Here is a 26,612-nt window from a genome sequence, read left to right as displayed (position 1 = left end):
CTCCCGCAGTAGACTGTCAGCAGCCATGACACTTCACATCTCCTATCCTGCCGAGCTGCCAGTATCCGAGCGCCGCGAAGACCTGATGGCCGCCATCGCAGCGAACCAGGTCACCATCATTGCCGGCGAGACCGGCTCCGGTAAGACCACCCAGATTCCCAAGATGTGCCTCGAACTAGGCCTGGGTGATAACGGGCTGATCGGCCACACCCAGCCGCGCCGGCTTGCGGCCCGGACGGTCGCTGAGCGCATTGCCGAGGAACTGGGCGTGGACATCGGCCAGGAAGTCGGCTTTCAAGTCCGCTTCACCGGCGAGGTCAGCCGGAACACCAAAATTAAGTTGATGACTGACGGCATCCTGCTGGCGGAAATCCAGCGCGACAAGCTCCTGCGCAAGTACAACGCCATCATCATTGACGAAGCCCATGAGCGCAGCCTCAACATCGACTTCATCCTCGGCTACCTGAAGCGGATCCTGCCACAGCGGCCTGACCTCAAGGTGATCATCACCTCCGCCACCATCGATCCCCAGCGCTTTGCCAAACACTTCGGCACGCCCGAACACCCCGCGCCCATCATCGAGGTCTCGGGGCGAACGTACCCGGTGGAAATCCGGTACCGCCCGCTGTCACAGCCACCGGCCGGAACGGATGAGGAGAACGCTTCCGACGACGAACTCGAGGAAGACCGCGACCCCCTCGACGCCGTGTGTGACGCGGTGGACGAACTCGCTGCCGAAGCGCCCGGCGACATCCTGGTGTTTTTTTCCGGCGAGCGCGAGATCCGGGACGCTGCCGATGCGCTCCAGGCCCGCATCCAATCCAACCGAAGGCTGGCGGGAACGGAGATCCTCCCCCTGTTTGCCCGCCTCAGCCTGCAGGAGCAGCACAAGGTGTTCCACCCCGGCAGCAGGCGCCGGATTGTCCTGGCCACCAACGTGGCAGAAACATCGCTGACCGTGCCGGGCATCAAGTACGTGATCGACACCGGCACCGCCCGTATCTCCCGGTACTCCCACCGCACCAAGGTCCAGCGGCTCCCCATCGAACGCGTCTCCCAGGCATCGGCCAACCAGCGTTCCGGGCGGTGCGGGCGCGTGTCAGACGGTATCGCCATCCGCCTCTACTCGGAGGATGACTTCGAGTCGCGTCCCCCCTTCACGGACCCTGAAATCCTGCGCACCAACCTGGCGGCCGTCATCCTGCAGATGACAGCCATGGGAGTGGCCCGCGGACCGAAGGACGTCGAAAACTTCCCCTTTGTGGAACCGCCGGAAACGCGGGCAATCAACGACGGCGTCACCCTGCTGCGCGAACTCGGCGCCCTCGCTGCCGCACGGCCCCAAAACGGCACGGACGGGGCTAAGGGCGGCGGCGGGCTGACCGCCGTCGGGCAGAAACTCGCCCAGCTGCCGGTGGATCCCCGGCTGGGCCGGATGATTGTGGAAGCGGGCAAACGCGGTTGCGTCCGCGAGGTCATGGTCCTCGCTGCGGCCCTTACCATCCAGGACCCCCGCGAGCGCCCCACGGACAAGCAGCAGCTCGCGGCGGAAAAGCACAACCGGTTCAAGGACGAGAACTCGGACTTCACCGGCTTCCTGAACCTTTGGAACTACATCCAGGAGAAGCAGCAGGAACTCTCGTCGTCGGCTTTCCGCCGCCTGTGCCGGGCCGAATTCATCAACTACCTCCGCGTGCGCGAGTGGCAGGATCTGTTTGCCCAGCTGCGCCAGCTGGCCCGGCCCCTGGGCATCAGCCTCGACAACAAACGCCTTGCCGACCCCGTGGGCAACCACGACGGCATCCACATCAGCCTCCTCTCCGGGCTCCTGAGCCATATCGGCATCCTCGATGAGCGCAAACGTGAATATGCCGGTGCCCGCGGAAGCCGCTTCGCGATCTTCCCCGGCTCGGCACTGTTCAAGAAGTCACCCACCTTCGTCATGGCGGCCGAACTGGTGGAAACAAGCCGGCTCTGGGCAAGGGTGGCCGCCAGGTTCGATCCCGCATGGGCGGAGCAGGTGGCCCCGGACCTGGTCAAGCGAAGCTACAGCGAACCCCACTGGTCCACCCGCCAGGGCGCCGTCATGGCCTACGAAAAGGTCACTCTCTACGGCGTGCCCATCATCGCCCAGCGCCGGATCAACTACGGCAGGGTGGACCCCGTCGTCGCTAGGGAACTCTTCATCAGGCACGCCCTGGTGGAGGGCGACTGGAAAACGCACCACAAGTTCTTCCACCGCAACCGGGCCCTCCTGCAGGAGGTCGAGGAACTTGAAGCCAGGATGCGCCGCCGGGACCTGTTGGTGGATGACGAGACGCTGTTCGAGTTCTACGACGCGCGGATCGGTCCGGACGTGGTGTCAGAGCGGCATTTTGATAAGTGGTGGAAAGAGGCCCGGCGCGAAAACCCCGACCTCCTGGACTACGACAAATCACTCCTCCTCAGCGACGATGCCGACGACCTCGACGTCTCTGCCTACCCGAAGACCTGGCTGCACAAGGGCTTCGAGCTCCCGCTGACCTATGAGTTCCACCCCGTGGCTCCCGGCTCCCCGCCCAACCCCAGCGACGGCGTCACCGCCGAAGTGCCGGTCCTGTTCCTTAATCAGCTGGACGACAAGGCGTTCCGCTGGCTGATTCCCGGCCAGCGCGCGGAACTGGTAACAGCCCTGATCAAGTCCCTGCCCAAGCAGATCCGCAAGAACTTCGTCCCGGCCCCGGACGTGGCGCGGCAGGCAGTTGCAGTCCTTGAGTCGGACTTCGATCCGGCCTCCGACGAGCTTGAACCGTCCCTCGAACTTGCGCTTCGCCGCGTCCGTGGGCACGTCATCCCGCCCGAATCGTGGAACTGGGAAGCTGTGCCCCCGCACCTGCGCGTCTCGTTCAAGGTGGTTGACAGCAAGGGCAAGGTCCTGGATGAAGGCAAGGACCTCGCCGCACTTCAGGAAAAGCTTGCGCCGGCCACCCGTCGGGCCATTGCCGAATCGCTGGGTGCAACACCCGCTTCCACCGCGCCGCGCAGCAAGGCCGGGGGCGCTGCCGGAAAGTCCGACGACGGCGGGTCACCCCGCGTGCAGGCGGCCGCCGACGTGCCGGCCGGGTCCGCCCCGGCCGGGTTCCGGGAGCGGGATGGCCTCACCGAGTGGAGCTTCGGGACGCTCCAGCGCCAGGTCAGCAACACGGTCAAGGGCCACACCGTCACGGGTTATCCGGCGTTGGTGGACCTGGGCAAGTCTGTGGCCCTTCGGGTATTCCAGACAGCGGACGAACAGCAGGACGCCATGCGCGGCGGCGTGATCAGGCTGCTGGCCCTGCGCGTTCCCGCACCCGACCGCTATGTGCTGGAGCACCTGAGCAACACCGAGAAGCTGACCTTCAGCCAGAATCCGCACGGCTCAGTAGCGGCCCTCATCGCTGACTGCGCGCTGGCGGCGATCGACAAGCTGACCCCCATAGAGCTTCCCTGGGACAGGAAGTCCTTCGACGCGCTCTATGAAATGGTTCGGGCTGAACTGATCGACACGGTGTTCAGCGTGACGGCGGTGGTGGAGCGCATCCTGGCCAGTACCCGGCGCATCGAAAAGCAGTTGAAAGGCACTACCAGCCTGGCCCTTATCAGCGCGCTCAACGACATCAAGAGCCAGCTTGAGCAGCTGGTTTACCCGGGCTTTGTGGCCCGGACCGGCTATGCCCAGCTCAGCCAGCTCCCGAGGTATCTGGCCGCCATTGAGAAGCGCGTGGAACGCCTCCCGGGCAACGTCCAGCGCGACGCTCTCAGCATGGCCGTGGTGCAGCGGCTTGAGGACGACTACGACGACGCCGTGTCAGCCCTGCTTCCCGGGCGGCGGGCAGGCAGCGAACTCGCCCAGGTGCGGTGGATGCTCGAAGAGCTCCGGGTGAGCCTGTTCGCCGTAGAACTCGGAACGGCCTATTCGGTATCCGAGAAGCGGATCCGCGCCGTGCTCAACAGGGCGCTGGCCCCGGCCTAGGACAACTGTCCTAGGCCGGAACGAACTCGCCGTACCCGGCAGCCCGCAGGCCCTGCCGCAGTTTTTCGGCGTTGGCGTCCAGGACTTCCGGATCGGGGTTCTGGTCTGCGGTCGCGAAGTTGAACTCTGCCATGCTCCTGGAGGGCCAGACGTGCACGTGGAGGTGGTTGATTTCATAGCCGGCCACGATCAGCCCGGCGCGTGCGGCACCAAAGACGTCCACCTGGACGGCTCCGATCCGCCGCGCCACCTCCATGACTCTGGCCAGGGTCTCCGGCGGGGCATCAGTCCAGCGGTCCACCTCCTCGGTGGGAACCACCAGGGTGTGACCGTCCGCCAGCGGACCGGTGGTGAGGAACGCCGCTACGTCGTTTTCCCGCCACACGAACCGGCCGGGGATTTCGCCGTTCAGGATCCTGGTGAAGAGTGTGCTCATGCGTCTGCCTCCTTGGCGGGTGCCTGCAATGTGCTGGTGTCCAGCACAAACCGGTATTTCACGTCGCCTGCAACCAGGCGGTCGTAGGCTTCATTAAGCTGGTCTGCCCGGACTACTTCGATGTCCGCCACCACGTTGTTCGCAGCGCAGAAATCGAGCATTTCCTGGGTCTCGGCAATCCCGCCGATGAGTGAGCCGGCGTAAGCGATGCGCCGCCTGATCAGGGCCCGGGGGTTCACCGGCGGCATCGCCTCGGCCGGAAGTCCAAGCTGGAAAAGTGCACCGTCGACGCGAAGGGTCTTGAACAGCGGGTTCAGGTCGTGCGGGGCGGCCACGGTGTCGATGATCAGGTCGATCGTGCGGTTGGCCGCATCCATGGCCGTTTCATCGGTGGACAGGACCACTTCGTCGGCTCCCAGTTCCAGGGCGGCCGGCACCTTGGACTCGGACGTGGTGAACACCACCACCTTCGCTCCCATCGCCTTGGCGAGTTTGACGGCCATGTGGCCAAGTCCGCCAAGCCCCACCACACCCACGACGTCGCCCTCTTCGACGTCGAAGTGCCGCAGTGGCGAGAAGGTGGTAACCCCCGCGCACAGCAAGGGCGCGACGGCGGCCGGATCCAGGGAGTCCGGGACGCGAAGGACGTAGCGGCGGTCCACCACTACCGAAGAGGAGTACCCGCCCTGCGTGATCGAGTCGCCGTTCCGCCGGTCCACGGCACCGTAGGTGCCGGTCATTCCGTTTTCGCAGTACTGTTCAAGGCCGTCCAGGCAGCTTTCACATTCGCGGCAGGAGTCCACGATGCAGCCGACGCCCACCCGGTCGCCCGGCGCGAAGTCGGTGACTGCTGATCCGACGGCGCTGACAGTACCAACGATCTCGTGGCCGGGCACCAGCGGCCACACGTGGCCACCCCACTCCCCACGGACTGCGTGGACGTCCGAATGGCACAGGCCGCAGAACTCAATGGCTATTTCGACGTCGTCCGCCTGGGGAGCGCGCCGGGCAAGTGTCAGCGGGACCAGCCCGCTGTCCGGGGACGTGGCGCCGTAAGCGGCAGCCAGCAGACCGCCGTCGGAAGCGGATCCGGAGGCCGTCAAGCCGTGGGGGGCAGTGTCAGGGGCGACAGGTTTTGCGAGGGGCGGCGGTACGGGGCGTCCAGGAGTCATAGTGCGACGCTACCCCTGGGCGTCGCCAAGTTTCCACTCAGCCGGGCCGCCGTCGCCGCGGGGCTCCGGTCCGGTCACCACCGGCAGGTGCGGGTTGTTGGACCACTCGGAGAACGACCCCGGATACAGGGCGGCACGGTAACCGGCGAGTTCAAGGGCGGCCACCTGGTGGGCTGCCGTGACGCCGGATCCACAGTAGACGCCGATTTGGACGTCGTCGGTGATGCCCAGCGACTCGAAGCGGCGGCGCAGTTCGGCGGGAGGCAGGAATCGTCCGCCGCTTTCCACGTTCTCCGAGGTGGGCGCGCTGACTGCGCCGGGGATGTGGCCTGCCCGGGGATCAACGGGCTCGATCTCGCCGCGGTACCTTTCTCCGGCCCGCGCGTCCAGCAGGATCCTGCCGGCGGGGCGCCCGTCCTCTATCCAGGCTGTTACGTCGGCTGCTTCCAGGACCGGCATCTGCCCGTCTGCTGCCAGGGTTACGCTGCCAGGACGGGGCTGGGCCTTGCCCTGTTCGAGCGGCAGGCCTGCTGCACGCCAAGCCGCCAGGCCGCCGTCGAGCAGGTAAACCTCCGGGAGGCCGGCGTTCCGCAGCATCCACCACACGCGGGCAGCCGCCATGTTGGCGCTGTCATCGTAGGCCACCACAACATCGCCGTTGTTGATGCCCCAGCGCCTTGCGGCATCCTGGAATCTCTGGGGTGACGGCAGCGGATGCCGTCCCCGCTCCGCTACCGCCGGGTCCGCAAGTTCGGTGGCGAGGTCAACGAACACGGCGTCCGGCAGGTGCCCCGCCAGGTAGTGGTCGTGGCCATGCGGATCGCCCAGCGCCCAGCGCACGTCCAGCAGCACCGTCCGCGCGCCGCCGGCACGGCGCTTCTCCAGTTCGGAAACATCCATCAGCGGATACATCGTGCTCCTTCGAATGGGCAGCCAACGTTCCCACTCTAACGGCAGCAGCTCTGGCCGCAGGTAGGCTTGGTGCGGTGAAGATCGATCGCACCGCGGCCAGGGACTGGGCCGACGAAGCCATCCGGAAAATCACGGCAGAAAACACCCGCTCCGCCGACACCCACCTCTACTCGGTACCCCTTCCGGAGCACTGGGGCGTCCAGCTCTACCTCAAGGATGAGTCGACGCACCGCACCGGCAGCCTCAAGCACCGGCTGGCGCGCTCCCTGTTCCTGTTCGGCCTGGTTAATGGCTGGATCAGGGAGGACACCACCATCGTTGAGGCGTCCAGCGGAAGCACCGCAGTGTCCGAAGCCTATTTCGCACAGATGCTGGGACTGCCATTCATTGCAGTCATGGCCCGCACCACGAGCTCCGAAAAGATTGCGCTGATCGAGCAGTTCGGCGGCTCCTGCCTCCTGGTGGACCACGCCTCCGAGGTCTATGCGACGGCGGAAGAAGTGGCCGCCACCAGCGGCGGCCACTACATGGACCAGTTCACCTACGCCGAGCGGGCCACGGACTGGCGCGGTAACAACAACATCGCTGAGTCCATCTTCGGCCAGCTCGCACTGGAGGAACATCCAGTGCCGGATTGGATCGTGGTGGGCGCAGGGACGGGCGGCACCAGCGCCACCATCGGCAGGTACCTCCGCTATAACAGCCATCCCACCCGGCTGCTGGTGGTGGATCCGGAGAACTCAGCCTTCTACCCGGGGTGGCACGGCGCCACACAAGGTCCTGCTACCGGTTTGCCGTCACGGATCGAAGGCATTGGCCGGCCAAGGATGGAACCGAGCTTTGTGCCGTCCGTGATCGACCACATGATCCAAGTGCCCGACGCTGCATCGGTGGCCGCCATGCGCCACCTGCGCACACTCGCCGGGCTCCACGCCGGGCCCTCCACCGGAACCAACCTGTGGGGCGTCTGGCAGCTCATCGCGGAAATGATCGCCGCAGGCCGCAAGGGAAGCATCGTGTCGCTGATGTGCGACGGCGGCGAGCGGTATGCGGGCAACTACTACTCCCCCGGGTGGCTGGCGTCCCACGGCCTGGATCCGGAGCCGTACGCAGCGGTCATCACGCGGTTCTTTGATACCGGCAGGTGGGAAGGCCCGGCAGCTTAGACTTCCACCGACTCCCCCGCGGCCAGGTGCTGATACTCAGTGCCGTACTTGGCCCCGAGGCGCTTGACATGGCCTTCCACGATTTTCAGGCCATTCCCATTGAGCAGGCCGTCGTGGATCTGGAATGCCCGTGGCGCCCGGACACCGATGACGAAGTCCACCACTTCGGCGGCCTTGCTCCACGGCGCATGGATCGGCACCAGCAGCGTCCTGACACTGATGCCGTCTGGAATCACAAACGAATCACCGGGGTGGTAGACATTTTCATCCAGCAGGAAGCCGATGTTGGCCACCACGGGGATCTGCGGATGAATCAAGGCGTGCTGCCCGCCAAAGCTGCGAACCGCGAAGCCCGCCGTTTCGAAGGCTGATACCGGGTCCACGGTGTGGATGCGGTCCGCGGCATCGGAGGCCTCCTGGCGCAGGTTGTCCGCCACGCCCGCCGGGGCAAAAACCGCCAGGTCCCTGTTGCCCTTGAGCGCCGCCACCACTGCGGGAACGTCGATGTGGTCGCCGTGTTCGTGCGTGACCAGGACTGCTTCGGCGCCCGCGAGCGCCTCAGCGGATTCCGAAAAGGTCCCCGGGTCCAGCACCAGAACCCGGCCGTTCTTCTCAAGGCGGACGCAGGCGTGGGTGTATTTGGTCAGCTTCATAGCGCCAGCCTAGGGTCCGGTCTGAGCCCCTGTCCACGAAGCTCCGGCTGGTAATCTTGATGTTTGCCACCATCCTGAGGGAAGCGAGTCCATCCATGCCGATCGGCGCCAAGGCTGATTCCACCAAGCCCGGTCCGGCTGCAGCCCCGGCGGGCACCGCACGGACCGCTGCCGGGCCTGCCGGTACCTCCGGCCCCGTTGCCGGCAAGGAACAGCGCGTCACCAAGCAGAGGCTGGCGGTCAGCGCCGCACTGGATGAGCTGGCTGACTTCGTGAGCACGCAGGAGCTCTACCGCATCCTGCAGAACCAGGGCGTATCGGTATCGCTCGCCACCGCCTACCGGATCCTCCAGTCCCTTGCCGACGAGGGCCTGGTGGACGTGCTGCGCAATGGCGACGGCGAAGCGGTGTACCGCCGCTGTGCAGTCACCGGCCACCACCATCACCTACTGTGCCGGAACTGCGGCAAGGCCGTTGAGGTGGAAGCGCCCGCCGTGGAAACGTGGGCAGCCCGTACGGCCAGTGAACACGGCTTTACGGAAGTGGCGCACACCGTGGAAATCTTCGGGCTGTGCCCTGACTGCACCGCGCGCAAGGCAGCCGGCACGCTGTAGCCAGCCCCGGGTCAGTGTGCCTGCAGCACCCGCCCGTTGATGCCGCGGGACGACCTGACGGATCCGATCACGCGGCACACCACATAAATCAGGAACGACAACGTGGTGACGTAGGGGCTGATGGGGATACGGCCGCCGAGGGCCAGCAGGATGCCGCCAACGGTTGCCGTCACGGCGAAGGCAACGCTCAGCACCACCACTGCCACCGGAGAGGACGTCACCCGGAGGGCTGCGGCTGCCGGCGTGATCAGCAGTGCGAGCACCAGGAGGGCTCCCACCACCTGGATGGAAAGCGCCACACTGATGCCCAGCAGGACCATAAAGGCGATGGCGAGCGTCCGGACGGGAACACCGCGGGCCTCGGCCAGCTCGGGATCCACGCTGGCAAAGTTCAGTGGCCGCCAGATGGCCGCCAGGACCACCATGACCACCACCGCGGTCCCGGCCAAGGCCTGCAGCTGAACGGTATCAACTGACACGATCTGCCCGGTCAGCAGGCCGAACTTGTTCGCAGCCCGGCCCTCGTACAACGACAGGAACAGGATCCCGAGGCCCAGGCCGAAAGGCATGATCACACCGATGATCGAATTCTTGTCCCTGGCCCGCACCCCCATCAGGCCCAGAAGCAGCGCTGCCGCCACCGAGCCGATGAGCGAACCAAAAACGATGTCAGCCCCGATCAGCAGGGCAAAGGCGGCGCCGGCAAAGGACAGTTCCGATATTCCGTGGACCGCGAACGCCAGGTCGCGCTTCATCACGAACGTCCCCACCAGCCCGCCGAGCAACCCCAGGACGGCTCCGGCCCAGATCGAGTTCTGGACGAGGACCAGCAGCTCACCGTAGTTCTCGAAGCTGAAGATCGCACCGATGATACTGTCGGCGTCCATCAGGCCACCTCTCCGGCGAGAGCGTGCGCCTCCGCGTGATGATGGGTGGTGGCATCCGGCAGACCGACCACCACGATGCGGCCATTTGCGTGGATGACCTCGACATGGCTGCCATACAGATCCGAAAGGACCTCGGTGGTCATCACTTCCTGCGGGGTGCCAACCTTGAACCGGCCACCGGCCAGGTACAGCACGCGGTCCACGTAATCGATCACGGGATTGATTTCGTGGGTGACAAACACCACCGCGCTGTTCTGCTCATGGCATTGCTTGTTGATCAGTGCACTGACCGCCTGCTGGTGGTGCAGGTCCAGGGAGAGCAATGGTTCATCACACAGCAGGACCTTGGGGTCGGTGGCAAGGGCTTGCGCCACGCGGAGCCGCTGCTGCTCGCCGCCGGAGAGCTGGCCCACCGGAACCTTGGCGTAGTCCGTTGCCCCCACCAGCTCAAGGAGCTCGTCGATCCTGCGGTTCGCTTTGCCCGGCGACATCCGGAGCCCCCAGCGGTGGCCGTCCACCCCGAGGCCCACCAGGTCGCGGGCCCGCATGGGCGTATCGCGGGCGAAGGACTTTTGCTGCGGAATGTAGCCGATCAGGCTGCTGCCGCGCTCAACCGGGTGCCCGTCGAGCGTGGCCTTTCCACCGTGAAGGTCCTGCAGGCCCAGCAGGACCTTCAGGAAACTGGTTTTGCCGCTGCCGTTGGGCCCGAGCACGGCAAAAAATTCACCGGGCCTGATCTCCAGGTCCAGGTCCTCCCAGAGCGTCCGCTTACCGAATGTGAGGGACGCCCCGGTGAGGCTGACCACGGGTTTCAACTATTTGTCTCCAGAACCTTGCTGACGTTGTTCACATTGTCCGTCATCCACTGCACGTAGGTCTTGCCCTCGGGCAGGGTTTCACTGAAATCCACCACCGGAACGCCCGCCGATTCGGCGGCCTTCTTCAGCGCTTCGGTCTGCGGGCCCTCGGTCTGCCCGTTATAGGCGAGGAACCGCACTGACTTGGAGCCCACCAGGTCGGTTGCCGCCTTGAGGACGGCGGGCGGGACGTCCGAGCCTTCCTCGATCGCAGCAGTGTAATCCTCCGGCGTGGCGTTCTCCAGGCCTGCAGCTTCAAGGAGGTACACCGGCACCGGTTCGGTGACAGCAACGGGCGCACCGGCCGCTCCGGCCTTCATCCCTTCGAGTTCCCCGGTCAGTGCGTCGAGTTCAGCCTTGAAGGCAGCAGCGTTCGCATCGAAGGCCGCCGCCGAGGCGGGCTCCAGGGCACCTAGCCTGGCCGCCAGGTCATCGGCCAGCCGTCCCATGGCGGTCAAGCTGTACCAGACGTGCTCGTTGAGGTCACCGTGCTCGTGTGCATGGTCCTCCTTCGCCGCGGACTCCGCAGGCGTGGCCCCGCCCGAGGCTTCCTCCCCGGGGTGCGCCAGGCCGGAGAGTTCGACGGCGTTCAGCACGTTGCGGGCATCGATGCTGCTGTCCTGCGCAAGGGTGTGGACAAAATCGTCGTACCCGCCGCCGTTTTCGATGACGACGTCCGCCTTGGACACGGCCAGCCGGTCCTGGGCTGTGGCCTCGTAGGAATGCGGATCCTGGCTGGTCTTGGTGATGATGGCGGTGACGCTGACTTTGTCCCCGCCGATGGTCTTGGCAATGTCACCGTAGACGTTGGTGGACGCCACCACGTTGATTCCGTCAGCCACCTCGGGCGAAGCCTCCGGCTGCGGGCTGCACCCGGTGAGCAGCAGGCCAAGCCCGGCAAGGGCTGCCAGGGATGATCGGGCAGCGGAGAGACGGCGCACGGAAACCTCGGTTCATACGGGAAGGGAAAGAACCATTCCAGCCTATACCTAAATGGGAATGATTCCTATTTAGGTATACGGGAACGGGCCCCGCCCTGCGACGGGGTGGGGCCCGCAGAAGTCATCCGCCGTTTGGCTGGCCCAGCCTGCGAACGCCGGTTGCCTGGGTGGCGTCCCGGATTTCGCCCACGAGTTGCTCGATCACGTCTTCCAGGAACAGGACGCCCTTTGTATTGCCGTCGGGGCCAATAACCCGGGCCAGGTGCGAACCGGTCCGCTGCATGACCGACATCGCCTTTTCGATTTCGTCGTCCAGGGCCAAGTTCGCCAGGGACCTGATCCGGCTCTCGGCGATGGGCCGCTCGTAGGCCTCCTCATGAATGGACAGGACGTCCTTCACATGGAGGTAGCCGTACAGCATGTCATCGTCGTCGAGCATCGGAAAGCGCGAGAACCCGGTACGGCTCACGGCCTTCTCAAATTCCACCGGGGTTGTGGCCGCCTTCAGCATGACCAACTTTTCCAGCGGGACCATGATGTCCGCCGCGCTGTACTCGGAAAATTCAAGCGCACCGGTGATCAGCCCGGCGTCGTCATCCACCAGGCCGTGCCGGGTGGACTCCTGCACGATCGACTGCACCTCCTCGAGGGTGAATGAGGAGTTCACCTCATCCTTGGGCTCGATGCGGAGCATCTTGAGGATGTGGTTCGCGGACCAGTTGAGGACGGAGATGACGGGGTGGACCAGCCTGGCAACAAACATCAGCGGCGGCGCGAGCAGGAGCGCTGCCTTGTCAGCAACGCTGACAGAAATATTCTTCGGCACCATCTCGCCGAAGGTCACGTGCAGGAACGTCACCACCATCAGCGCGACGGCGAAGGCTGCCACATCGGCAACTTCCATCGGCAGGCCAAGCATTTCCAGCGGCACGGCCAGCAGGTGGTGGATGGCCGGCTCTGCCACCAGCAGGATCAGGAGCGAACAGACAGTAATGCCAAGCTGCGCACACGCCAGCATCAGCGAGACATTTTCCATGGCACGGAGGGTGGTTTGCGCCCGCTTGGATCCGGCCTCGGCCAGCGGCTCGATCTGGCTTCGCCGGGCTGACATCACCGCGAACTCCGCACCAACAAAAAACGCATTGCCGAACAGGAGGACAACCAGCCACAGTATTCCGGCCCAGTCGCTCATCGGTCTGTCCCGTCGTCATTGTTGCCGGACTCGGGTTCGGGCTCGGCGGGCCGGAAGCAGATCCGGTCGATCCGCCTGCCATCCATCCTCGTGACGCTCAGCGTTCCGCCGCCAACGGGGACGGTGTCCCCCACCATGGCGATCCGCCCGAGCTCGCTCATAACGTAGCCGCCCACTGTTTCGTAGGCTGCCTCATCGGGAACGGTCAGGCCGGAAATCTGTTCCGACAGTTCGTCCGGGCGGAGCAGTCCAGGGAAGTACCAAGCGCCGGATGCGCTCTGCAGCAGGCCTGGCCGGACCTTGTCATGCTCGTCCGACACCTCGCCCACGATTTCCTCGACCAGGTCTTCGAGGGTAGCGATGCCCGCGGTTCCGCCATACTCATCCAAAACGACCGCGAGTTGCAGGTTGCCCTCGCGAAGTTCCGCCAGCAGGGCATCAAGGTGGATGGTCTCCGGGACGCGCAGCACCTCGGTCATGATGGCCCCGGCTTCAAGGTTTTGCCGGCGCTCCCAGGGAACTGCCACGGCCTTTTTGACATGCACCAGACCCCTGATGTCGTCCGCCGATTCACCAATGATCGGGAAACGTGAGTACCCGGTCCGGCGCGCGGCAGCGAGGATGTCAGAGACGGGCTGGTCCGCTTCGATGGTTTCCACCCGGATGCGCGGCGTCATGACGTCAGCCGCCGTGCGCGCAGAGAAATTCAGCGTGCGGGCCACAAAGTTCGCCGTACCGGCATCGAGGGTGCCCATGGCCGCCGAGCGTCGCACCAGGGACGCGAGTTCAGCAGGGGTCCTGGCACCGGAGATCTCTTCCTTGGCCTCCAGCCCGAAAATGTGGAGCACCTTGTTGGAAAAGCCGTTGAGCACCACGATGGCAGGTTTAAAGACAGCGGTGAACATCAGCTGCGGACGTGCCAGGGCGCGGCCCACCGGGAAGGACAGGGCGATGGCCATGTTCTTGGGTACCAGTTCGCCCAGGAGCATCGACAGCAGGGTGGCGATGACCATCGCCAGGACCAGCGAGATGGAGGCCACCACAACGTCGGGAAGGCCGACGGCGGCCAGCGGGGCTTCCAGGAGCCGGCCCACCGATGGCTCCATGACGTAACCGGTCAGCAAGGTTGTCAGCGTGATGCCCAGCTGGCAGCTGGAGAGTTGGGTGGACAGGGATTTCAGGCACCGCAGCAAGGGGACGGCGCCGGCGTCGCCGTCGTCGATGGCCCTCTGGACGGTGGCCTGGTCAAGGGCAATAAGGGAAAACTCGACAGCGACGAAAAAGCCCGTCCCGGCGATCAGCAGTAAACCTGCTGCGAGGAGAAGCCATTCCATTCAGCATCCCGCCTGGACAGCCGTGGCTGTGTGGCAGTGCGATACAGATGGGAAGCGGGGACGGGAATATCGGTCCGGCGGAGGATGGTCGGCCGATGCCGACGCAGTTTCCTTTGCAGCTCCTGCCGGCTGTTCCAGCGAATGGTGATGGGCGCGTGTTCGGGGTTTGCCGGCTCTGCGGGTGGACTGCGCGGCGCTCTTGACGCTCCGCTGACAGCCCCCAGGCCGGCACCTAGATTTACTGTCCATAAGAATGTCAGTCTACAGGAGCCGGTGTGGCCGGCCGCGACTTCCGCAACAGCTCCGAGGCCGGGCAGCGGCACTGCCAAAACCGCTGTCAACATTCGTTTCCGGCCGCCATATTCCGGCCTTTTCGCGTCACTTCATGATTTGGGTCACCCTTATTGGCAGTTACCACACGATGCTTACTAGACTGGCATTGGTCTGGGTTCAGAGGACGCAGAGACCGGTTGAATCGTAGTGCTGACGCACCGTGGGCCGGAGAGAAATCAAACTCATGGAAGAGGCGTATTTCAAGTGCCAGAGCAGCCTAGCCACCGTCTACCAGAGGAATTTGGCGGAAACGAGTGGCTCGTTGACGAACTGTACGAGCAGTACCAGAAGGACAAGAATGCCGTGGACTCCAAATGGTGGCCGCTGTTCGAATCCTTCGGCGCAGCCGGCAGTTCTTCTTCCAACGGAAACTCGGGGCATGCCACTGCCCACCCTGCAACAAGGGAAATGCCTGTCGTAAATACAGCTCCCGCAGCACCGGCAGCGTCGCCGGCAGCAGCTCCTCCCGCTCCGCCGTCGGCGCCGCCCGCCTCGGCTGCCGCCGCCCCGGCCCCGGCGCCCGTCAAGAAGGCACCTGCCACAGTGGCGCGCGACGGCTCCAAGAAGCCTGAGTCCGGCACGGGCTCGCAGCCCATCCCGGCGCAGCTGCCCAAGAACGTCAAGGCACCCACGGCTCCCGAAGAAGACGTTGTATCAGTCCTCCGCGGACCGGCGAAGGCCATTGCCACCAACATGGTCACCAGCCTCGAGGTGCCCACCGCCACCAGCGTCCGAGCCATTCCCGCCAAATTGCTGATCGACAACCGCGTTGTCATCAACTCGAACCTCGCCCGCGCCCGTGGCGGCAAGGTCTCCTTCACGCACCTCATCGGCTACGCCGTCATCCGCGCCCTCTCGCAGTTCCCCTCCATGAACGTGTACTACGACGAAGTGGATGGCAAGCCCGTCGCCGTCCAGCCGGCACACGTCAACTTCGGCATCGCCATCGATATGCCGAAGCCCGACGGAACCCGCCTGCTCATGGTGCCGAACATCAAGAAGGCCGAAACCCTTAACTTCTCCGAGTTCTGGCACACCTACGAGGACCTCATCAAGCGCGCCCGCAACGGCAAGCTGACCGCCGATGACCACCAGGGCACCACGGTCTCGCTGACCAACCCCGGCGGCATCGGCACCGTGCACTCGGTGCCGCGCCTTTCCAAGGGCCAGGCTGCCATCATTGGCGTCGGTGCACTCGACTACCCTGCCGAGTTCCAGGGCGCCAGCGAGAAGATCATCGCCCAGAACGCCATCAGCAAGGTCCTCACCCTGACCTCCACCTACGATCACCGGGTGATCCAGGGCGCCGGCAGCGGCGAGTTCCTGAAACTGGTCCACCAGCTCCTGCTGGGCGCGCAGAACTTCTACGACGAGATCTTTGAGTCCCTGCGCATTCCGTACGAGCCTGTTCGGTGGAGTGCCGACAAGCAGGTGGACCCGGCCGACGAAATCAATAAGGTCGCCCGGATCCAGCAGCTGATCCACTCCTACCGCGTCCGCGGACACCTGATGGCGGACACCGATCCGCTCGAGTACGTCCAGCGCAAGCACCCGGACCTCGACGTCCTCACCTACGGCCTCACACTGTGGGACCTGGACCGCGAGTGGCCCACCGGTGGTTTCGGCGGCAGGCCGATGCTCAAATTCCGCGACATCCTGGGCGTCCTGCGCGATGCCTACTGCCGCACCACCGGCATCGAGTACATGCACATCCAGGAACCCGAGGAACGCAAGTGGTTCCAGGACCAGCTGGAGCACCCGTACTCCAAGCCGAGCCGTGAAGAGCAGCTCCGCATCGTCTCCAAGCTGAACGCGGCTGAGGCGTTTGAGACCTTCCTGCAAACCAAGTTCGTGGGCCAGAAGCGCTTCTCCCTCGAAGGTGGCGAGTCGCTGATTCCGTTGCTGGATGCCATCATGTCCGATGCCGCCGATGACGGCCTGGACGAAGTAGCGATCGGCATGGCCCACCGTGGCCGCCTGAACGTGCTCACCAACATCGCAGGCAAAACCTACGCACAGGTGTTCCGCGAGTTCGAGGGCACACAGGATCCGCGCTCAGTCCAGGGTTCCGGTGACGTCAAGTACCACCTGGGCACGGAGGGAACGTTCACCTCCGACAACGGCAAGGAGACCAAGGTTTACCTGGCCGCCAACCCGTCCCACCTTGAAGCGGTTGACCCGGTACTCGAGGGCATCGTCCGCGCCAAGCAGGACCGCCTGGACCAGGGCGAGTCGTTCCCGGTCCTGCCCATCGTGGTCCACGGCGACGCCGCTTTCGCCGGCCAGGGCGTGGTTGCGGAAACCCTCAACCTGTCCCAGCTCCGGGGCTACCGCACCGGCGGAACCATCCACATCGTGGTCAACAACCAGGTGGGCTTCACCACCGCCCCATCCTCGTCACGGTCCTCCACGTACTCCACCGACGTTGCCAAGATGATCCAGGCACCGGTGTTCCACGTGAACGGTGATGATCCCGAGGCCGTGGTCCGCATCGGCCAGCTCGCCTACGAGTTCCGCCAGCGGTTCCACAAGGATGTTGTGATCGACATGGTCTGCTACCGGCGCCGCGGGCACAACGAGGGCGACGACCCCTCGATGACGCAGCCGCTGATGTACAACCTGATCGAAGCAAAGCGTTCAGTCCGCAAGCTCTACACCGAGTCGCTGATCGGCCGCGGTGACATCACCGAGGAAGAAGCCGAGCAGCTGCTCCGCGACTACCAGGAGCGGCTGGAGCGGGTCTTCGCCGAGACCCACGCAGCCCAGACGTCCCCGATTCCGATCATCACCGCGGACTCGGCAGCTGTCTCCGACATTGAGCGGCCCATCGCCCAGCAGTCCGACTCCAGCACGAACTCCCCCGTGTCCACCGCCATCTCCGCCGATACGCTGGCCCGGATCGGCAAGGCACACCTGGAGATTCCGGAGGGATTCACCGTCCACGCGAAGCTCAGGCAGCTGCTGGAGAAGCGCGAACAGATGTCCCGCGAAGGCGGCATCGACTGGGGCTTCGGCGAGGTCGCGGCCTTTGGCTCGCTCATCATGGAAGGCGTCCCCGTGCGCCTGGCCGGCCAGGACTCACGCCGCGGCACGTTCGTGCAGCGCCACGCCGTCTTCCACGACCGCGCCAACGGCAAGGAATGGCTGCCTCTGGGCAACCTTTCCGATGACCAGGCCAAGCTGTGGATCTACGATTCGCTGCTGTCCGAATACGCGGCCATGGGCTTCGAATACGGCTACTCCGTGGAGCGCCCCGATGCGCTCGTTCTCTGGGAAGCCCAGTTCGGCGACTTCGTCAACGGTGCCCAGACCATCATTGACGAGTTCATTTCCTCCGCCGAGCAGAAGTGGGGCCAGCGTTCCTCGCTGGTACTGATGCTTCCGCACGGCTACGAGGGCCAGGGCCCGGACCACTCCTCGGCAAGGATCGAGCGCTTCCTGCAGATGTGCGCCGAGGAGAACATGATTGTGGCCAACCCCACCACCGCGGCCTCGCACTTCCACCTGCTGCGCCGCCAGGCCTACAGCCGCCCGCGGAAACCGTTGATCATCTTCACGCCCAAGCAGCTGCTGCGCCTCAAAGGTGCCGCGTCTTCAGTGGAGGACTTCACCAACGGCACGTTCCGGCCTGTCATCAGCGACCATGAGCAGCTGGCCGCGGACGCCGTCGAACGCGTCCTGCTGGTCTCCGGCCGCCTCTACTACGATCTCCTGTCCACCCGGCAGAAGACCGATGATAAGACGACGGCGATCGTCCGGGTGGAGCAGCTGTACCCGCTGCCTGCCGCCGAGATCGCTGCTGAGCTGGCCAAGTACCCGAACGCCGAGGTTGTCTGGGCCCAGGATGAGCCTGCCAACCAGGGACCGTGGCCGTTTATTGGCCTGAACCTGCCGGATGCCCTTGACCGGCGTGTCCGACTGGTGTCGCGTCCGGCCTCTGCCTCCACGGCTGCGGGCTCCATGAAACGCCACGCCGCGGAACAGGATGCCCTGCTGAAGCAGGCCTTTGCGCGGAAGTAACAAGTAAGGCTGCCCGGCCGGACGTCGAAATACCAGACTCCGGCCGGGCAGTTCTGTTTAATGGGATGGACAGCGCCTGACCGATCCCCCAAAGTGGTCCGGGTGGCGACGGGCGGTCAGCACCGAAGTTAAGAGGAATGTGTGGAAGACAGGAAGCTGCGTATCGCAGCTGTAGGCGATGAACTGCTGGCCGGACTCGGTGATCCCCGGGCACTCGGCTGGCTGGGCCGCGTATTGGCCCGCACTCCCCAGGACGGCATGCTTCTGGAGAGCTACGCCCTGCCCTGTCCGCAGGAAGGAACCGAAGGCCTGGCTGCCCGCTGGATGGACGAAGCCGGCCGGCGCTTCAGCGACCAGGCCGAGAACCGGCTGGTGATAGGCCTCTCGGGCCGCGATATCGAGTTCGGGCTTTCCACCGCCCGCAGCCGGCTCAACCTGGCCAATATCCTGGATTCGGCGTCCCAGAACCGCCTGGGGGTCTTTGTGGTGGGGCCGCCGCCCACCCTGGACCCTGCACAGAACCGCCGGCTCGACGAGCTGAATACCGCCTTCGCTGATGTCACCACGCGCCGCAAGCATCTCTACGTGGATACGTTTTCGCCCCTTCTCAACCATGAACAGTGGCGCCAGGACCTGGCCGGAAACGGCGGCACGCCGGGGCAGGCCGGGTACGGGCTGATGGCCTGGCTGGTCCTGCACCGCGGCTGGTTCCAGTGGCTGGGGATGGCCGTCCCGGAGTAAGCCCAATTCGCGATATATCTTGACCCCCGTGTGTACCAGGGGTACGTTGGTGCCATCACGCGATATATCGTCTTGGAGGACCAATGGCTGCTCATAACTGGGATGTCACGAACGCGCAAACCATCGACGTCCACTCCGTGACGTCCCTGAAACTTGGCATGGTGCGCGGCCGCTTCGACGTGGTTGCGCATCACGAGCCGGTCACCCGAATAGAAATTTCCGAAGTCCAGGGCGACCCTGTGGCTGTTTCACTGGAAGACGGCCGGCTTGAGGTCCGGCACCAGCTGCACGGACCGCAGGGCTGGTTCAAGAACCTCATGGGGACGGTTAACCACAACAGCGAGAACTATGCCGTCATCAGCATCGCGGTTCCCGCCACGGTTGAAGTGGAGGCCGGAACGGTCAGCGGCGACGGCCTTGTATCAGGGATGGCCGGCCGGACGCGTCTGAACACTGTTTCCGGTTCCGTGATGTCCGACGCCACGGACGGCGAACTGCACGTCAACACGGTCAGCGGCGAGGTAAGCGCCCGAAACCACAACGGCGTCCTCACTGCAAAGACTGTTTCGGGCGAGGTGACAGCATCCGGCAACTTCAGCCATATCCGCGCTAACACCGTCAGCGGAAGCATGAGTTTTGACCTGCTGGGCTACACCCAGGATTTCGGTGCCAATTCTGTGTCCGGAGACCTCACCATCCGGATCCCCCATGACGTCGGCGTGGACATCGTTGCGAAATCTGCCAGCGGATCGGTGGTGATCGACCACCATCAGTACCATGTACCCGGTGGCAAGGTGGAGACGATCGCCGGCCCTGACGCCAAACTGATGCTCGTCAGGACCAACTCGGTCTCAGGCACAACGTCCATCATCCACAGCGTAGTGTCCGGGAACGCGGAAGAACGGCCCTGATGCCCGCCGTCTTCGCCCACGGCGCCCTGCGGCTCTACCTACTGTCCCTGCTGGAGTCCGGGCCGAAGCATGGCTATGAACTCATCAAGGCGCTCAAGGAACGGTTTGGCGGCACCTACTCCCCCAGCGCGGGGACCATCTACCCGCGGCTGGGGAAGCTCGAGGAAGAAGGGCTGGTGGCCACGGAATCGGCAGGGCGGCGCACCAACTACCGCATTACACCTGCCGGGCTGGCGGAGCTGAACCTGCGCCGCGAAGAACTGGCGGGGGTGGAGAAGGAGATTTCCGCTTCCGTCCGGCGGTTGGCTGACAACCTCCGTGCGGACATCCGGAACAACATGCGCGGGCTGCGGGCTGACCTTGCTGCGACAGCGGAGGCGGCGCGGGCCGCGGCCGGTTCGGTTGATTTCACCGCCGCCGGCGGCAGGTCCGTGCACGAGGGCCGGCGTTCACTGAAAGAAGCTGAAACGATGCTCCAGGAGTTCCGGGACGATCTCCGAGCCGAGTTGCGTGTGCAGGCGGGCAGGCAGCCACTGAGTCCAGTGGCTTTGGAAACCCTCCGGACGGTTCTGGAACAGGCCAGCATCGCCGTCCGCAACTCCCTCGCCGACAAATAACTCCTCCACCTAAGGGTCCGGATTGAACCGCAGGTCACAGGGCGGTTGCCGGTTCGCGGGCCGCCACATCATGTGGGAGACTTGAGGGCAGCTCTTTTGAGTACCAACAGTAAGGAGGCCAGCTATGAGCAAGCGTGCACGCAAGCGTCGTGACCGTAAGCGTGGCGGCGCGAACCACGGGAAGCGCCCCAACACCTAGGCAAAATGCCAGGTACTACGGTTCAAAGCAAAGGACCCCGGAAGCCACTCGGCTTTCGGGGTCCTTTGTGTTCAGGATGAGGAGTCACGGCCGTGGCCTGGCTGCGGGACAGCTGACCTAGGCGTCCACCGGCCGGATCGAATGGATTCGGTCCAGGATGGCGTTCTTCAGGTTGTCGGGAGCAGCTTCGGTGCAGGAGCGCTTGACCATGTTGCGGATCACGCATTCAAGGTCGTACTGCTCCGTGCATTCCGGGCATTCATCAAGGTGGGTCTTGATTTCCGTGATGTCCTCACGGGTTAAGGCGCCGTCCAGATACTCATAGATGCGTTGCATCCGGGTGTCGTCGCAGTCGCCCAATCCCTGGCAATCGCTCATTTCCTGTTCTCCTGTTGTGTGCTTCCCGCCGCGTCCTGGTGAGGTGCGGCCGTTTTGAATCCGCGCTCGGCGGCATACTCCGCGAGCATGTCCCGCAACATTCTCCGGCCGCGGTGGAGCCGGGACATCACAGTGCCGATGGGCGTGTTCATGATGTCTGAAATCTCCTTGTACGCGAAGCCTTCGACGTCCGCGAAGTACACCGCAAGGCGGAACTCTTCGGGAATGTCCTGGAGCGCGCGTTTGACGTCTGAATCCGGAAGGTGATCCAGCGCCTCCGCCTCGGCGGACCGCAGTCCGCTGGAGGTGTGTGACTCGGCCCGCGCCAGCTGCCAGTCCTCGATGGTGTCCGAGTTGGACTGAAGCGGCTCGCGCTGCCGTTTACGGTACAGATTGATATAGGTGTTCGTCAGAATGCGGTACAGCCAGGCCTTGAGGTTGGTTCCCGGCTTGTACTGGTGAAACGCGGAAAAAGCCTTGGTATAGGCCTCCTGGACGAGATCCTCGGCGTCGGCAGGGTTCCTGGCCATGCGCATGGCGGCGGAATAGAGCTGGTCGACATACTGCATCGCATCACGCTCGAACCGGGCGCGGCGCTCCTCGGCGGATTCCGTGGAAACGTTAACCACGCCTTCGGCGCTTTCCGCGTCAGGCTGCTGTGATTCTGCTGTTTGCCCTGCAAGCCCGGGCCGTGCGCCAGCGCTGCTTTTGGCTTCGCTCTGGGAAGCCTCATACATGGCCGAAACGGCCGGATCCAAGGTGCTCATTGCGTTCAAGTCTACTGTCAGGCTCCGGGCACGCGGCGACCCGTACCCGGGGGGTTCGGCCCCCAGCAAATCCATGGCCACCGGGCCTGCCGCATCAATTCCGTCCAACACCCGCCTCAAGGGCCAACTCCGCTCTGTTGTCCGGTGCTTTGTCTTGTGGGCCCGACTCTCGCGGACCCAGCATCCATAACCCCTGCCCTTGGGCAAATATTCCCCAAAAGTGCAAGACTAGAACGGACTTCGCCGCACCCGACGCGGTTCGTCCATCCAGGAGGAAATCCATGTCCTTTGTCCGCACACTCGCACGGCCCATGCTGGCTTCCAGTTTTGTCCTCGCCGGAATGGATAAGCTCAAGAACGCCGATGACACCGCGCAACAGTTGTCGCCGCTGCTGAGCAAGGCCACGGCAGCGCTGCCGTTCCGTACTGACGAGAAGACGCTGGCACGCGTTATTGGCGGTACCCAGGTGGGCGCGGGCGTCCTTTTTGGGCTTGGGAAATTTTCGCGGCTTTCAGCCACCCTGCTGACCGTCATCTCCCTTCTCAACACCTTCGTTGAATGGCGCAGTGCGGACATCAGCAGCAAGGAAGGGCGCGGAAACCGCCGCAACCAGCTGTTGAAGAACCTGTCCCTGAGCGGTGGTGCGTTGCTTGCTTCCGTGGACACGGCCGGCAAACCGGGACTCGCCTGGCGTGCCGAGCACCTGGCCGCCGACGCCAGGAAGGGTGCCGCGCACCTCGCCGCAGATGCCAAAAAGACCACCAACAAGAAGCTGCACAAAGCCGACAAAGCCGTGCGCCGCGCCGTCGAACAGGCCACGGGGGCATAAGCAGCACATGACCTCAGCAGCCGCCACACAGGACAACTCCGGAACGTCCCTCCCCTCCTGGCCCGCACCCTTCGCGTCCCGCCCTGTCGATGCCACCGTTACGGTGCCCGGTTCCAAATCGCTGACCAACCGGTATCTGGTGCTCGCGGCGCTGGCCGATGGCCCGTCGCGCCTGCGTGCGCCACTGCATTCCAGGGATTCGGCGTTGATGATCGATGCGCTCCGCCAGCTCGGTGCCACCATCACGGAGGTGCCGGGGGACGGCGTGTTTGGTCCGGACCTGGAAGTTATCCCGCCCGCGGCGGGTGCGGCGGCGTCCTCCACCAGGATCGACTGCGGCCTGGCTGGAACGGTGATGCGGTTCGTTCCGCCGCTGGCGGCGCTGCGCAACGGCACGAGCGTTTTCGACGGCGACCCCCACGCCCGGAAGCGGCCGATGGGAACGATCATCGAAGCCCTCAAGGCGCTGGGGGTGGCGGTCAACGCCGAAGACGGCAGCGCGCCGGCGTCGTTGCCGTTTGTTGTGGAAGGTACCGGAGAGGTGCGTGGCGGCCACCTGGTGATCGATGCCAGCGCCTCCTCACAGTTCGTCTCAGCACTCCTCCTTGTGGGGGCACGGTTCAGCGAAGGCCTGCATCTTGAGCACGTCGGAAAGCCGGTGCCAAGCCTGGACCACATCAACATGACGGTGGCCGTCCTGCGCGGAGCCGGTGTGGTTGTTGACGATTCGGTTCCCAACCACTGGGTTGTTGCCCCGGGACCCATCCGCGCGTTCGACCAGCGGATTGAGCAGGACCTGTCCAACGCCGGGCCCTTCCTTGCCGCTGCCCTGGCGTCCGGTGGAACGGTCCGGATTCCCGGTTGGCCCGAAGAGACGCAGCAGGTAGGAGATCTATGGCGGACCATCCTTGCCAGCATGGGCGCGGAGGTCACCCTCATTGACGGCGTCCTGACGGTAACGGGCGGTCCGGAAATCAAGGGCGCCGATTTCGCGGACACCAGCGAGCTCGCCCCCACGGTCGCCGCGCTGTGTGCTTTGGCCAGCGGACCCTCCCGGCTCAGCGGCATTGCGCACCTGCGCGGCCACGAGACTGACAGGCTCGCTGCCCTGGTCGCCGAGATCAACCGCCTTGGCGGTGATGCCGAGGAGACCAGCGACGGGCTGGTGATTCGGCCGGCCAAGCTGCATGCCGGCGTCGTCCGCAGTTACGCCGACCACCGCATGGCCACCGCCGGCGCCATTCTTGGCCTGGCAGTGGAGGGGGTGCAGGTGGAGGACATCGCCACCACCGCAAAAACCATGCCGGACTTTCCCCAACTGTGGGCAGACATGCTGGCCCAGGCCGGCCCCGCCCATGCCGGCGTGGAGGGGTCCAGCGGTGGCGCGGAGCACTGATTCCTGGGACGAATCGGATGTCCGCATCCGGCCCAGCAAAAAGGGCTCCCGCCCCCGCACCAAGGACCGGCCCAGCCACGACGACGCCGTGACCGGACGCATCATCACCGTTGACCGCGGCAGGTACACGGCAGTGGTGGGCGAGGACTCCGGCAACGAACGTGTGGTCATCGCCGCAAGGGCACGCGAACTTCGCCGCAACCCGGTGGTGGCCGGAGATTTCGTCTCCCTTGTGGGCGATGTCTCCGGTGAACCGGATACCCTGGCACGGCTGGTCAGGATCCAGGACCGCCGGACGCTGCTGCGCCGCAGCGCAGATGATACGGATCCGGTGGAGAGGGCTGTGGTGGCCAACGCGGACCAGCTGGTGATTGTGGTGGCTGCCGCCAATCCCGAGCCGCGTACCGGCTTCATTGACCGCGCCCTGGTGGCAGCCTACGACGCCGGAATCGAGCCGATCCTCCTGGTCACCAAGGCCGACGTCAAGGATCCGGCGGACCTGCTGTCCAACTACACGCACCTGGACTTTCCAGTGATCATCAGCCGCACTGCCGATTCCAGCGCTTCAGGCATCGATGCCCGCTCCGATGACGGACTCTCCGCACGGCTGGACAGCACGGCCGTCGCGGAGTTGCGTGATCACCTGGACGGAAAAGTAACTGTGATGCTCGGCCACTCGGGCGTGGGCAAATCCACCATGGTGAACGCGCTGACCGGAGCGGAACGCGCCACCGGCGGGGTCAACGCCGTGACAGGGCGGGGGCGCCACACGTCGTCGTCTGCGCTGGCATTGAGGCTGACCGAGGCCCCGGCGGGCAGTTGGATCATCGACACTCCGGGCATCCGCTCCTTCGGCCTGGCCCACGTGGACCCGGACCGGATCCTGCGCTCCTTCCCCGACCTCTCCCCCGGCATCGAGGACTGCGAACGCGGCTGCAAGCACACCGCCACCGCGGTGAACTGCGGACTGGACGCCTGGGTTGGCGGCGGCCATGCCGGCGCCACCGGAGAAGCACGGCTGGCCTCCCTGCGGCGCCTGCTGGGCACCGACCCCCGCCTGGAGGCCCAGGAGGCCAAGGAACTGGGCAGCGTCAACTGACGGTGCCGATCTCCCAGCAGATCAGCGCGCAGACGGTAGTTTGGAACCATGATCCAACCCGCTTCAAGCTACAACGATGACCTGCGCCTGGCCCACGTGCTGGCAGATTCTGTTGATGACCAGACCATGAGCCGCTTCAAAGCCCAGGACCTCAAGGTGGAGACCAAGCCTGACCTCACACCGGTCACCGACGCGGACAAGGCCGCGGAAGAGGCCATCCGCGGCCAGTTGTCGCGTTCCCGTCCGCGTGACGCCGTGCTCGGGGAAGAGTTCGGGAGCACCGGCCACGGGTCCCGCCGCTGGATCATCGATCCCATTGACGGCACCAAGAATTTCGTCCGCGGCGTCCCCGTCTGGGCCACCCTGATCGCGCTGGTGGATGAAGGCGAACCCGTTGTTGGCGTGGTGAGCGCGCCGGCCCTCGGCAAGCGGTGGTGGGCGGCTAAGGGAATGGGCGCCTACATGGGACGCTCGCTCGCCGCTGCCACCCGGCTGCGCGTCTCAAATGTCGCCAACCTGTCCGACGCTTCGCTGTCCTACTCCAGCCTGGGCGGCTGGAAGGAACGCGGGAACCTGGACAACTTCCTGGGCCTCACCGAGGACGTGTGGCGGACCCGCGCGTACGGCGATTTCTGGTCCTACTGCATGGTGGCAGAGGGCTCTGTGGACATCGCCTGCGAACCCGAACTCAACCTGTACGACATGGCCGCTCTCGTGCCGATCGTGGTTGAAGCGGGCGGCCGCTTCACCTCCCTGGAGGGGGAGGATGGCCCATTCGGCGGCAACGCCCTGGCCACGAATTCCATCCTGCACTCTGAGGTTCTTCGGCGGCTGAACCCGGACCTGGATGATCTTCTCTAAGTCCCTACACCGAACAATCAGCGGCGGGTGCCTCCCAAAGGAGGCGCCCGCCGTCGTATCTTCGGTGAAAGCAGCCCTTTTCAGCGGACGCGTAACAAACCGCTTAACAATCGGGCCGGCTTCAAACCTTCCTGCCCCATGTCCTACGCTCTTAACCAGGTCACGAGTGCCAGCGCGAAACCCCGGTTTGCTGGCCGGCAACCCTCCAACCGCGGTGGGGTGCCCCGGGTGACGACCAGGCCGGTCCGGAACGGATGCGGCAAGCGCGGATTCCCGGTACAGGGGGTCCTTTCGAAGTGAGGTCT

General features: G+C 64.8%; 23 protein-coding genes and 1 riboswitch. Of the genes, 12 read left to right on the top strand and 11 right to left on the bottom strand.

Annotated elements, in window-relative coordinates; translation table 11 throughout:
• Nucleotides 1-25: 25 nt before the first annotated feature.
• A complete protein-coding gene (gene hrpA, locus ACFVYC_RS02180; RefSeq protein ID WP_387546059.1) occupies nucleotides 26-3,991 on the top strand; it encodes an ATP-dependent RNA helicase HrpA in 3,966 nt (1,321 codons plus the stop codon).
• A gap of 10 nt (nucleotides 3,992-4,001) precedes the next feature.
• Here hrpA and ACFVYC_RS02175 read toward each other — a convergent pair whose 3' ends face one another.
• The 3 genes from ACFVYC_RS02175 to ACFVYC_RS02165 are packed head-to-tail and all read right to left on the bottom strand — an operon-like array spanning nucleotide 4,002 to nucleotide 6,511.
• A complete protein-coding gene (locus tag ACFVYC_RS02175; RefSeq protein ID WP_387546057.1) occupies nucleotides 4,002-4,427 on the bottom strand; it encodes an HIT family protein in 426 nt (141 codons plus the stop codon).
• Nucleotides 4,424-5,599 (bottom strand): NAD(P)-dependent alcohol dehydrogenase, encoded by a 1,176-nt coding sequence (locus ACFVYC_RS02170; protein WP_387546054.1) that lies wholly within the window; start codon nucleotides 5,597-5,599, stop codon nucleotides 4,424-4,426. The genes ACFVYC_RS02175 and ACFVYC_RS02170 overlap by 4 nt, the downstream gene beginning before the upstream one ends.
• Before the next feature lie 9 nt (nucleotides 5,600-5,608).
• The gene (locus ACFVYC_RS02165) at nucleotides 5,609-6,511 is read right to left on the bottom strand and encodes a sulfurtransferase (protein ID WP_387546052.1); all 903 of its coding nucleotides are present in this window, start codon (nucleotides 6,509-6,511) and stop codon (nucleotides 5,609-5,611) included.
• 74 nt (nucleotides 6,512-6,585) lie between these two features.
• On the opposite strand from ACFVYC_RS02165, the gene ACFVYC_RS02160 reads away from it, so the two are divergent.
• On the top strand, nucleotides 6,586-7,677 hold the full coding sequence (locus ACFVYC_RS02160) for a PLP-dependent cysteine synthase family protein (protein ID WP_387546049.1): 1,092 nt from the start codon (nucleotides 6,586-6,588) through the stop codon (nucleotides 7,675-7,677).
• On the opposite strand, the gene ACFVYC_RS02155 is transcribed toward ACFVYC_RS02160, so the two are convergent.
• Nucleotides 7,674-8,330 (bottom strand): MBL fold metallo-hydrolase, encoded by a 657-nt coding sequence (locus ACFVYC_RS02155; RefSeq protein WP_387546047.1) that lies wholly within the window; start codon nucleotides 8,328-8,330, stop codon nucleotides 7,674-7,676. The two genes, ACFVYC_RS02160 and ACFVYC_RS02155, sit on opposite strands and share 4 nt — an antisense overlap.
• Before the next feature lie 95 nt (nucleotides 8,331-8,425).
• On the opposite strand from ACFVYC_RS02155, the gene ACFVYC_RS02150 reads away from it, so the two are divergent.
• A complete protein-coding gene (locus ACFVYC_RS02150; RefSeq protein WP_387547095.1) occupies nucleotides 8,426-8,944 on the top strand; it encodes a Fur family transcriptional regulator in 519 nt (172 codons plus the stop codon).
• Nucleotides 8,945-8,955: 11 nt separating this feature from the next.
• Here ACFVYC_RS02150 and ACFVYC_RS02145 read toward each other — a convergent pair whose 3' ends face one another.
• The 5 genes from ACFVYC_RS02145 to ACFVYC_RS02125 form a co-directional block, all read right to left on the bottom strand.
• Nucleotides 8,956-9,831, bottom strand: a complete 876-nt coding sequence (locus ACFVYC_RS02145) for a metal ABC transporter permease (protein WP_387546045.1) — start codon at nucleotides 9,829-9,831, stop codon at nucleotides 8,956-8,958.
• Nucleotides 9,831-10,646 carry a metal ABC transporter ATP-binding protein gene (locus ACFVYC_RS02140; RefSeq protein WP_387546043.1) on the bottom strand — a complete coding sequence of 272 codons (816 nt, stop codon included), beginning with the start codon at nucleotides 10,644-10,646 and terminating at the stop codon, nucleotides 9,831-9,833. Before ACFVYC_RS02140 ends, ACFVYC_RS02145 begins: the two co-directional genes overlap by 1 nt.
• Entirely contained in the window at nucleotides 10,643-11,629 is a 987-nt protein-coding gene (locus ACFVYC_RS02135; RefSeq protein ID WP_387546040.1) for a metal ABC transporter solute-binding protein, Zn/Mn family, read from the bottom strand. The genes ACFVYC_RS02140 and ACFVYC_RS02135 overlap by 4 nt, the downstream gene beginning before the upstream one ends.
• A gap of 121 nt (nucleotides 11,630-11,750) precedes the next feature.
• Complete coding sequence (locus tag ACFVYC_RS02130; protein ID WP_387546038.1) at nucleotides 11,751-12,821, bottom strand: hemolysin family protein; 1,071 nt, start codon at nucleotides 12,819-12,821, stop codon at nucleotides 11,751-11,753.
• Entirely contained in the window at nucleotides 12,818-14,155 is a 1,338-nt protein-coding gene (locus ACFVYC_RS02125) for a hemolysin family protein (protein WP_387546036.1), read from the bottom strand. The genes ACFVYC_RS02130 and ACFVYC_RS02125 overlap by 4 nt, the downstream gene beginning before the upstream one ends.
• A gap of 537 nt (nucleotides 14,156-14,692) precedes the next feature.
• On the opposite strand from ACFVYC_RS02125, the gene ACFVYC_RS02120 reads away from it, so the two are divergent.
• From ACFVYC_RS02120 to ACFVYC_RS02100, 5 genes are all read left to right on the top strand, one after another.
• Entirely contained in the window at nucleotides 14,693-18,508 is a 3,816-nt protein-coding gene (locus ACFVYC_RS02120) for a multifunctional oxoglutarate decarboxylase/oxoglutarate dehydrogenase thiamine pyrophosphate-binding subunit/dihydrolipoyllysine-residue succinyltransferase subunit (RefSeq protein ID WP_387546034.1), read from the top strand.
• A gap of 141 nt (nucleotides 18,509-18,649) precedes the next feature.
• Nucleotides 18,650-19,249: a GDSL-type esterase/lipase family protein gene (locus tag ACFVYC_RS02115; protein WP_387546031.1), complete on the top strand. Its 600-nt coding sequence runs from the start codon at nucleotides 18,650-18,652 to the stop codon at nucleotides 19,247-19,249.
• An 83-nt stretch (nucleotides 19,250-19,332) separates the two neighbouring features.
• On the top strand, nucleotides 19,333-20,160 hold the full coding sequence (locus ACFVYC_RS02110; RefSeq protein WP_387546028.1) for a DUF4097 domain-containing protein: 828 nt from the start codon (nucleotides 19,333-19,335) through the stop codon (nucleotides 20,158-20,160).
• Complete coding sequence (locus ACFVYC_RS02105) at nucleotides 20,160-20,777, top strand: PadR family transcriptional regulator (RefSeq protein WP_387546026.1); 618 nt, start codon at nucleotides 20,160-20,162, stop codon at nucleotides 20,775-20,777. The genes ACFVYC_RS02110 and ACFVYC_RS02105 overlap by 1 nt, the downstream gene beginning before the upstream one ends.
• Before the next feature lie 124 nt (nucleotides 20,778-20,901).
• Nucleotides 20,902-20,976, top strand: coding sequence for a 50S ribosomal protein bL37 (locus ACFVYC_RS02100; protein ID WP_369299106.1), 75 nt, complete (start codon nucleotides 20,902-20,904; stop codon nucleotides 20,974-20,976).
• Nucleotides 20,977-21,093: 117 nt separating this feature from the next.
• On the opposite strand, the gene rsrA is transcribed toward ACFVYC_RS02100, so the two are convergent.
• On the bottom strand, nucleotides 21,094-21,354 hold the full coding sequence (gene rsrA / locus ACFVYC_RS02095) for a mycothiol system anti-sigma-R factor (protein WP_091415642.1): 261 nt from the start codon (nucleotides 21,352-21,354) through the stop codon (nucleotides 21,094-21,096).
• Nucleotides 21,351-22,121 carry a sigma-70 family RNA polymerase sigma factor gene (locus tag ACFVYC_RS02090; protein ID WP_387546022.1) on the bottom strand — a complete coding sequence of 257 codons (771 nt, stop codon included), beginning with the start codon at nucleotides 22,119-22,121 and terminating at the stop codon, nucleotides 21,351-21,353. Before ACFVYC_RS02090 ends, rsrA begins: the two co-directional genes overlap by 4 nt.
• Before the next feature lie 281 nt (nucleotides 22,122-22,402).
• Between ACFVYC_RS02090 and ACFVYC_RS02085 the strand changes: the two genes are divergently transcribed.
• Genes ACFVYC_RS02085 through hisN form a run of 4 tightly spaced genes read left to right on the top strand, consistent with a single transcriptional unit; the run spans nucleotide 22,403 to nucleotide 26,307 of the window.
• The gene (locus tag ACFVYC_RS02085; protein WP_387546020.1) at nucleotides 22,403-22,951 is read left to right on the top strand and encodes a DoxX family protein; all 549 of its coding nucleotides are present in this window, start codon (nucleotides 22,403-22,405) and stop codon (nucleotides 22,949-22,951) included.
• Between the two features lie 7 nt (nucleotides 22,952-22,958).
• The gene (gene aroA, locus ACFVYC_RS02080; RefSeq protein ID WP_387546017.1) at nucleotides 22,959-24,347 is read left to right on the top strand and encodes a 3-phosphoshikimate 1-carboxyvinyltransferase; all 1,389 of its coding nucleotides are present in this window, start codon (nucleotides 22,959-22,961) and stop codon (nucleotides 24,345-24,347) included.
• Complete coding sequence (locus ACFVYC_RS02075) at nucleotides 24,331-25,446, top strand: ribosome small subunit-dependent GTPase A (RefSeq protein ID WP_387546014.1); 1,116 nt, start codon at nucleotides 24,331-24,333, stop codon at nucleotides 25,444-25,446. Before aroA ends, ACFVYC_RS02075 begins: the two co-directional genes overlap by 17 nt.
• Before the next feature lie 48 nt (nucleotides 25,447-25,494).
• On the top strand, nucleotides 25,495-26,307 hold the full coding sequence (gene hisN, locus ACFVYC_RS02070) for a histidinol-phosphatase (protein WP_387546011.1): 813 nt from the start codon (nucleotides 25,495-25,497) through the stop codon (nucleotides 26,305-26,307).
• A gap of 158 nt (nucleotides 26,308-26,465) precedes the next feature.
• Nucleotides 26,466-26,579, top strand: a riboswitch (SAM riboswitch).
• The last annotated feature ends 33 nt before the right edge of the window (nucleotides 26,580-26,612 follow it).

This window comes from Pseudarthrobacter sp. NPDC058329 (genome assembly GCF_042879835.1).
In the GTDB taxonomy this organism is placed as follows: Bacteria; Actinomycetota; Actinomycetes; order Actinomycetales; family Micrococcaceae; genus Arthrobacter.
Note: the sequence above shows the minus strand (reverse complement) of the source record. Positions and strands in the feature narration are given on the sequence as shown.

Excerpts from the sequence above, each read along its gene's own strand:
- hrpA (WP_387546059.1), top strand. The coding sequence starts at position 26 with ATGACACTTCACATCTCCTATCCTGCCGAGCTGCCAGTATCCGAGCGC.
- ACFVYC_RS02175 (WP_387546057.1), bottom strand. The coding sequence starts at position 4,427 with ATGAGCACACTCTTCACCAGGATCCTGAACGGCGAAATCCCCGGCCGG.
- ACFVYC_RS02170 (WP_387546054.1), bottom strand. The coding sequence starts at position 5,599 with ATGACTCCTGGACGCCCCGTACCGCCGCCCCTCGCAAAACCTGTCGCC.
- ACFVYC_RS02165 (WP_387546052.1), bottom strand. The coding sequence starts at position 6,511 with ATGTATCCGCTGATGGATGTTTCCGAACTGGAGAAGCGCCGTGCCGGC.
- ACFVYC_RS02155 (WP_387546047.1), bottom strand. The coding sequence starts at position 8,330 with ATGAAGCTGACCAAATACACCCACGCCTGCGTCCGCCTTGAGAAGAAC.
- ACFVYC_RS02150 (WP_387547095.1), top strand. The coding sequence starts at position 8,426 with ATGCCGATCGGCGCCAAGGCTGATTCCACCAAGCCCGGTCCGGCTGCA.
- ACFVYC_RS02145 (WP_387546045.1), bottom strand. The coding sequence starts at position 9,831 with ATGGACGCCGACAGTATCATCGGTGCGATCTTCAGCTTCGAGAACTAC.
- ACFVYC_RS02130 (WP_387546038.1), bottom strand. The coding sequence starts at position 12,821 with ATGAGCGACTGGGCCGGAATACTGTGGCTGGTTGTCCTCCTGTTCGGC.
- ACFVYC_RS02125 (WP_387546036.1), bottom strand. The coding sequence starts at position 14,155 with ATGGAATGGCTTCTCCTCGCAGCAGGTTTACTGCTGATCGCCGGGACG.
- ACFVYC_RS02110 (WP_387546028.1), top strand. The coding sequence starts at position 19,333 with ATGGCTGCTCATAACTGGGATGTCACGAACGCGCAAACCATCGACGTC.
- ACFVYC_RS02105 (WP_387546026.1), top strand. The coding sequence starts at position 20,160 with ATGCCCGCCGTCTTCGCCCACGGCGCCCTGCGGCTCTACCTACTGTCC.
- rsrA (WP_091415642.1), bottom strand. The coding sequence starts at position 21,354 with ATGAGCGATTGCCAGGGATTGGGCGACTGCGACGACACCCGGATGCAA.
- ACFVYC_RS02090 (WP_387546022.1), bottom strand. The coding sequence starts at position 22,121 with ATGAGCACCTTGGATCCGGCCGTTTCGGCCATGTATGAGGCTTCCCAG.
- ACFVYC_RS02085 (WP_387546020.1), top strand. The coding sequence starts at position 22,403 with ATGTCCTTTGTCCGCACACTCGCACGGCCCATGCTGGCTTCCAGTTTT.
- aroA (WP_387546017.1), top strand. The coding sequence starts at position 22,959 with ATGACCTCAGCAGCCGCCACACAGGACAACTCCGGAACGTCCCTCCCC.
- hisN (WP_387546011.1), top strand. The coding sequence starts at position 25,495 with ATGATCCAACCCGCTTCAAGCTACAACGATGACCTGCGCCTGGCCCAC.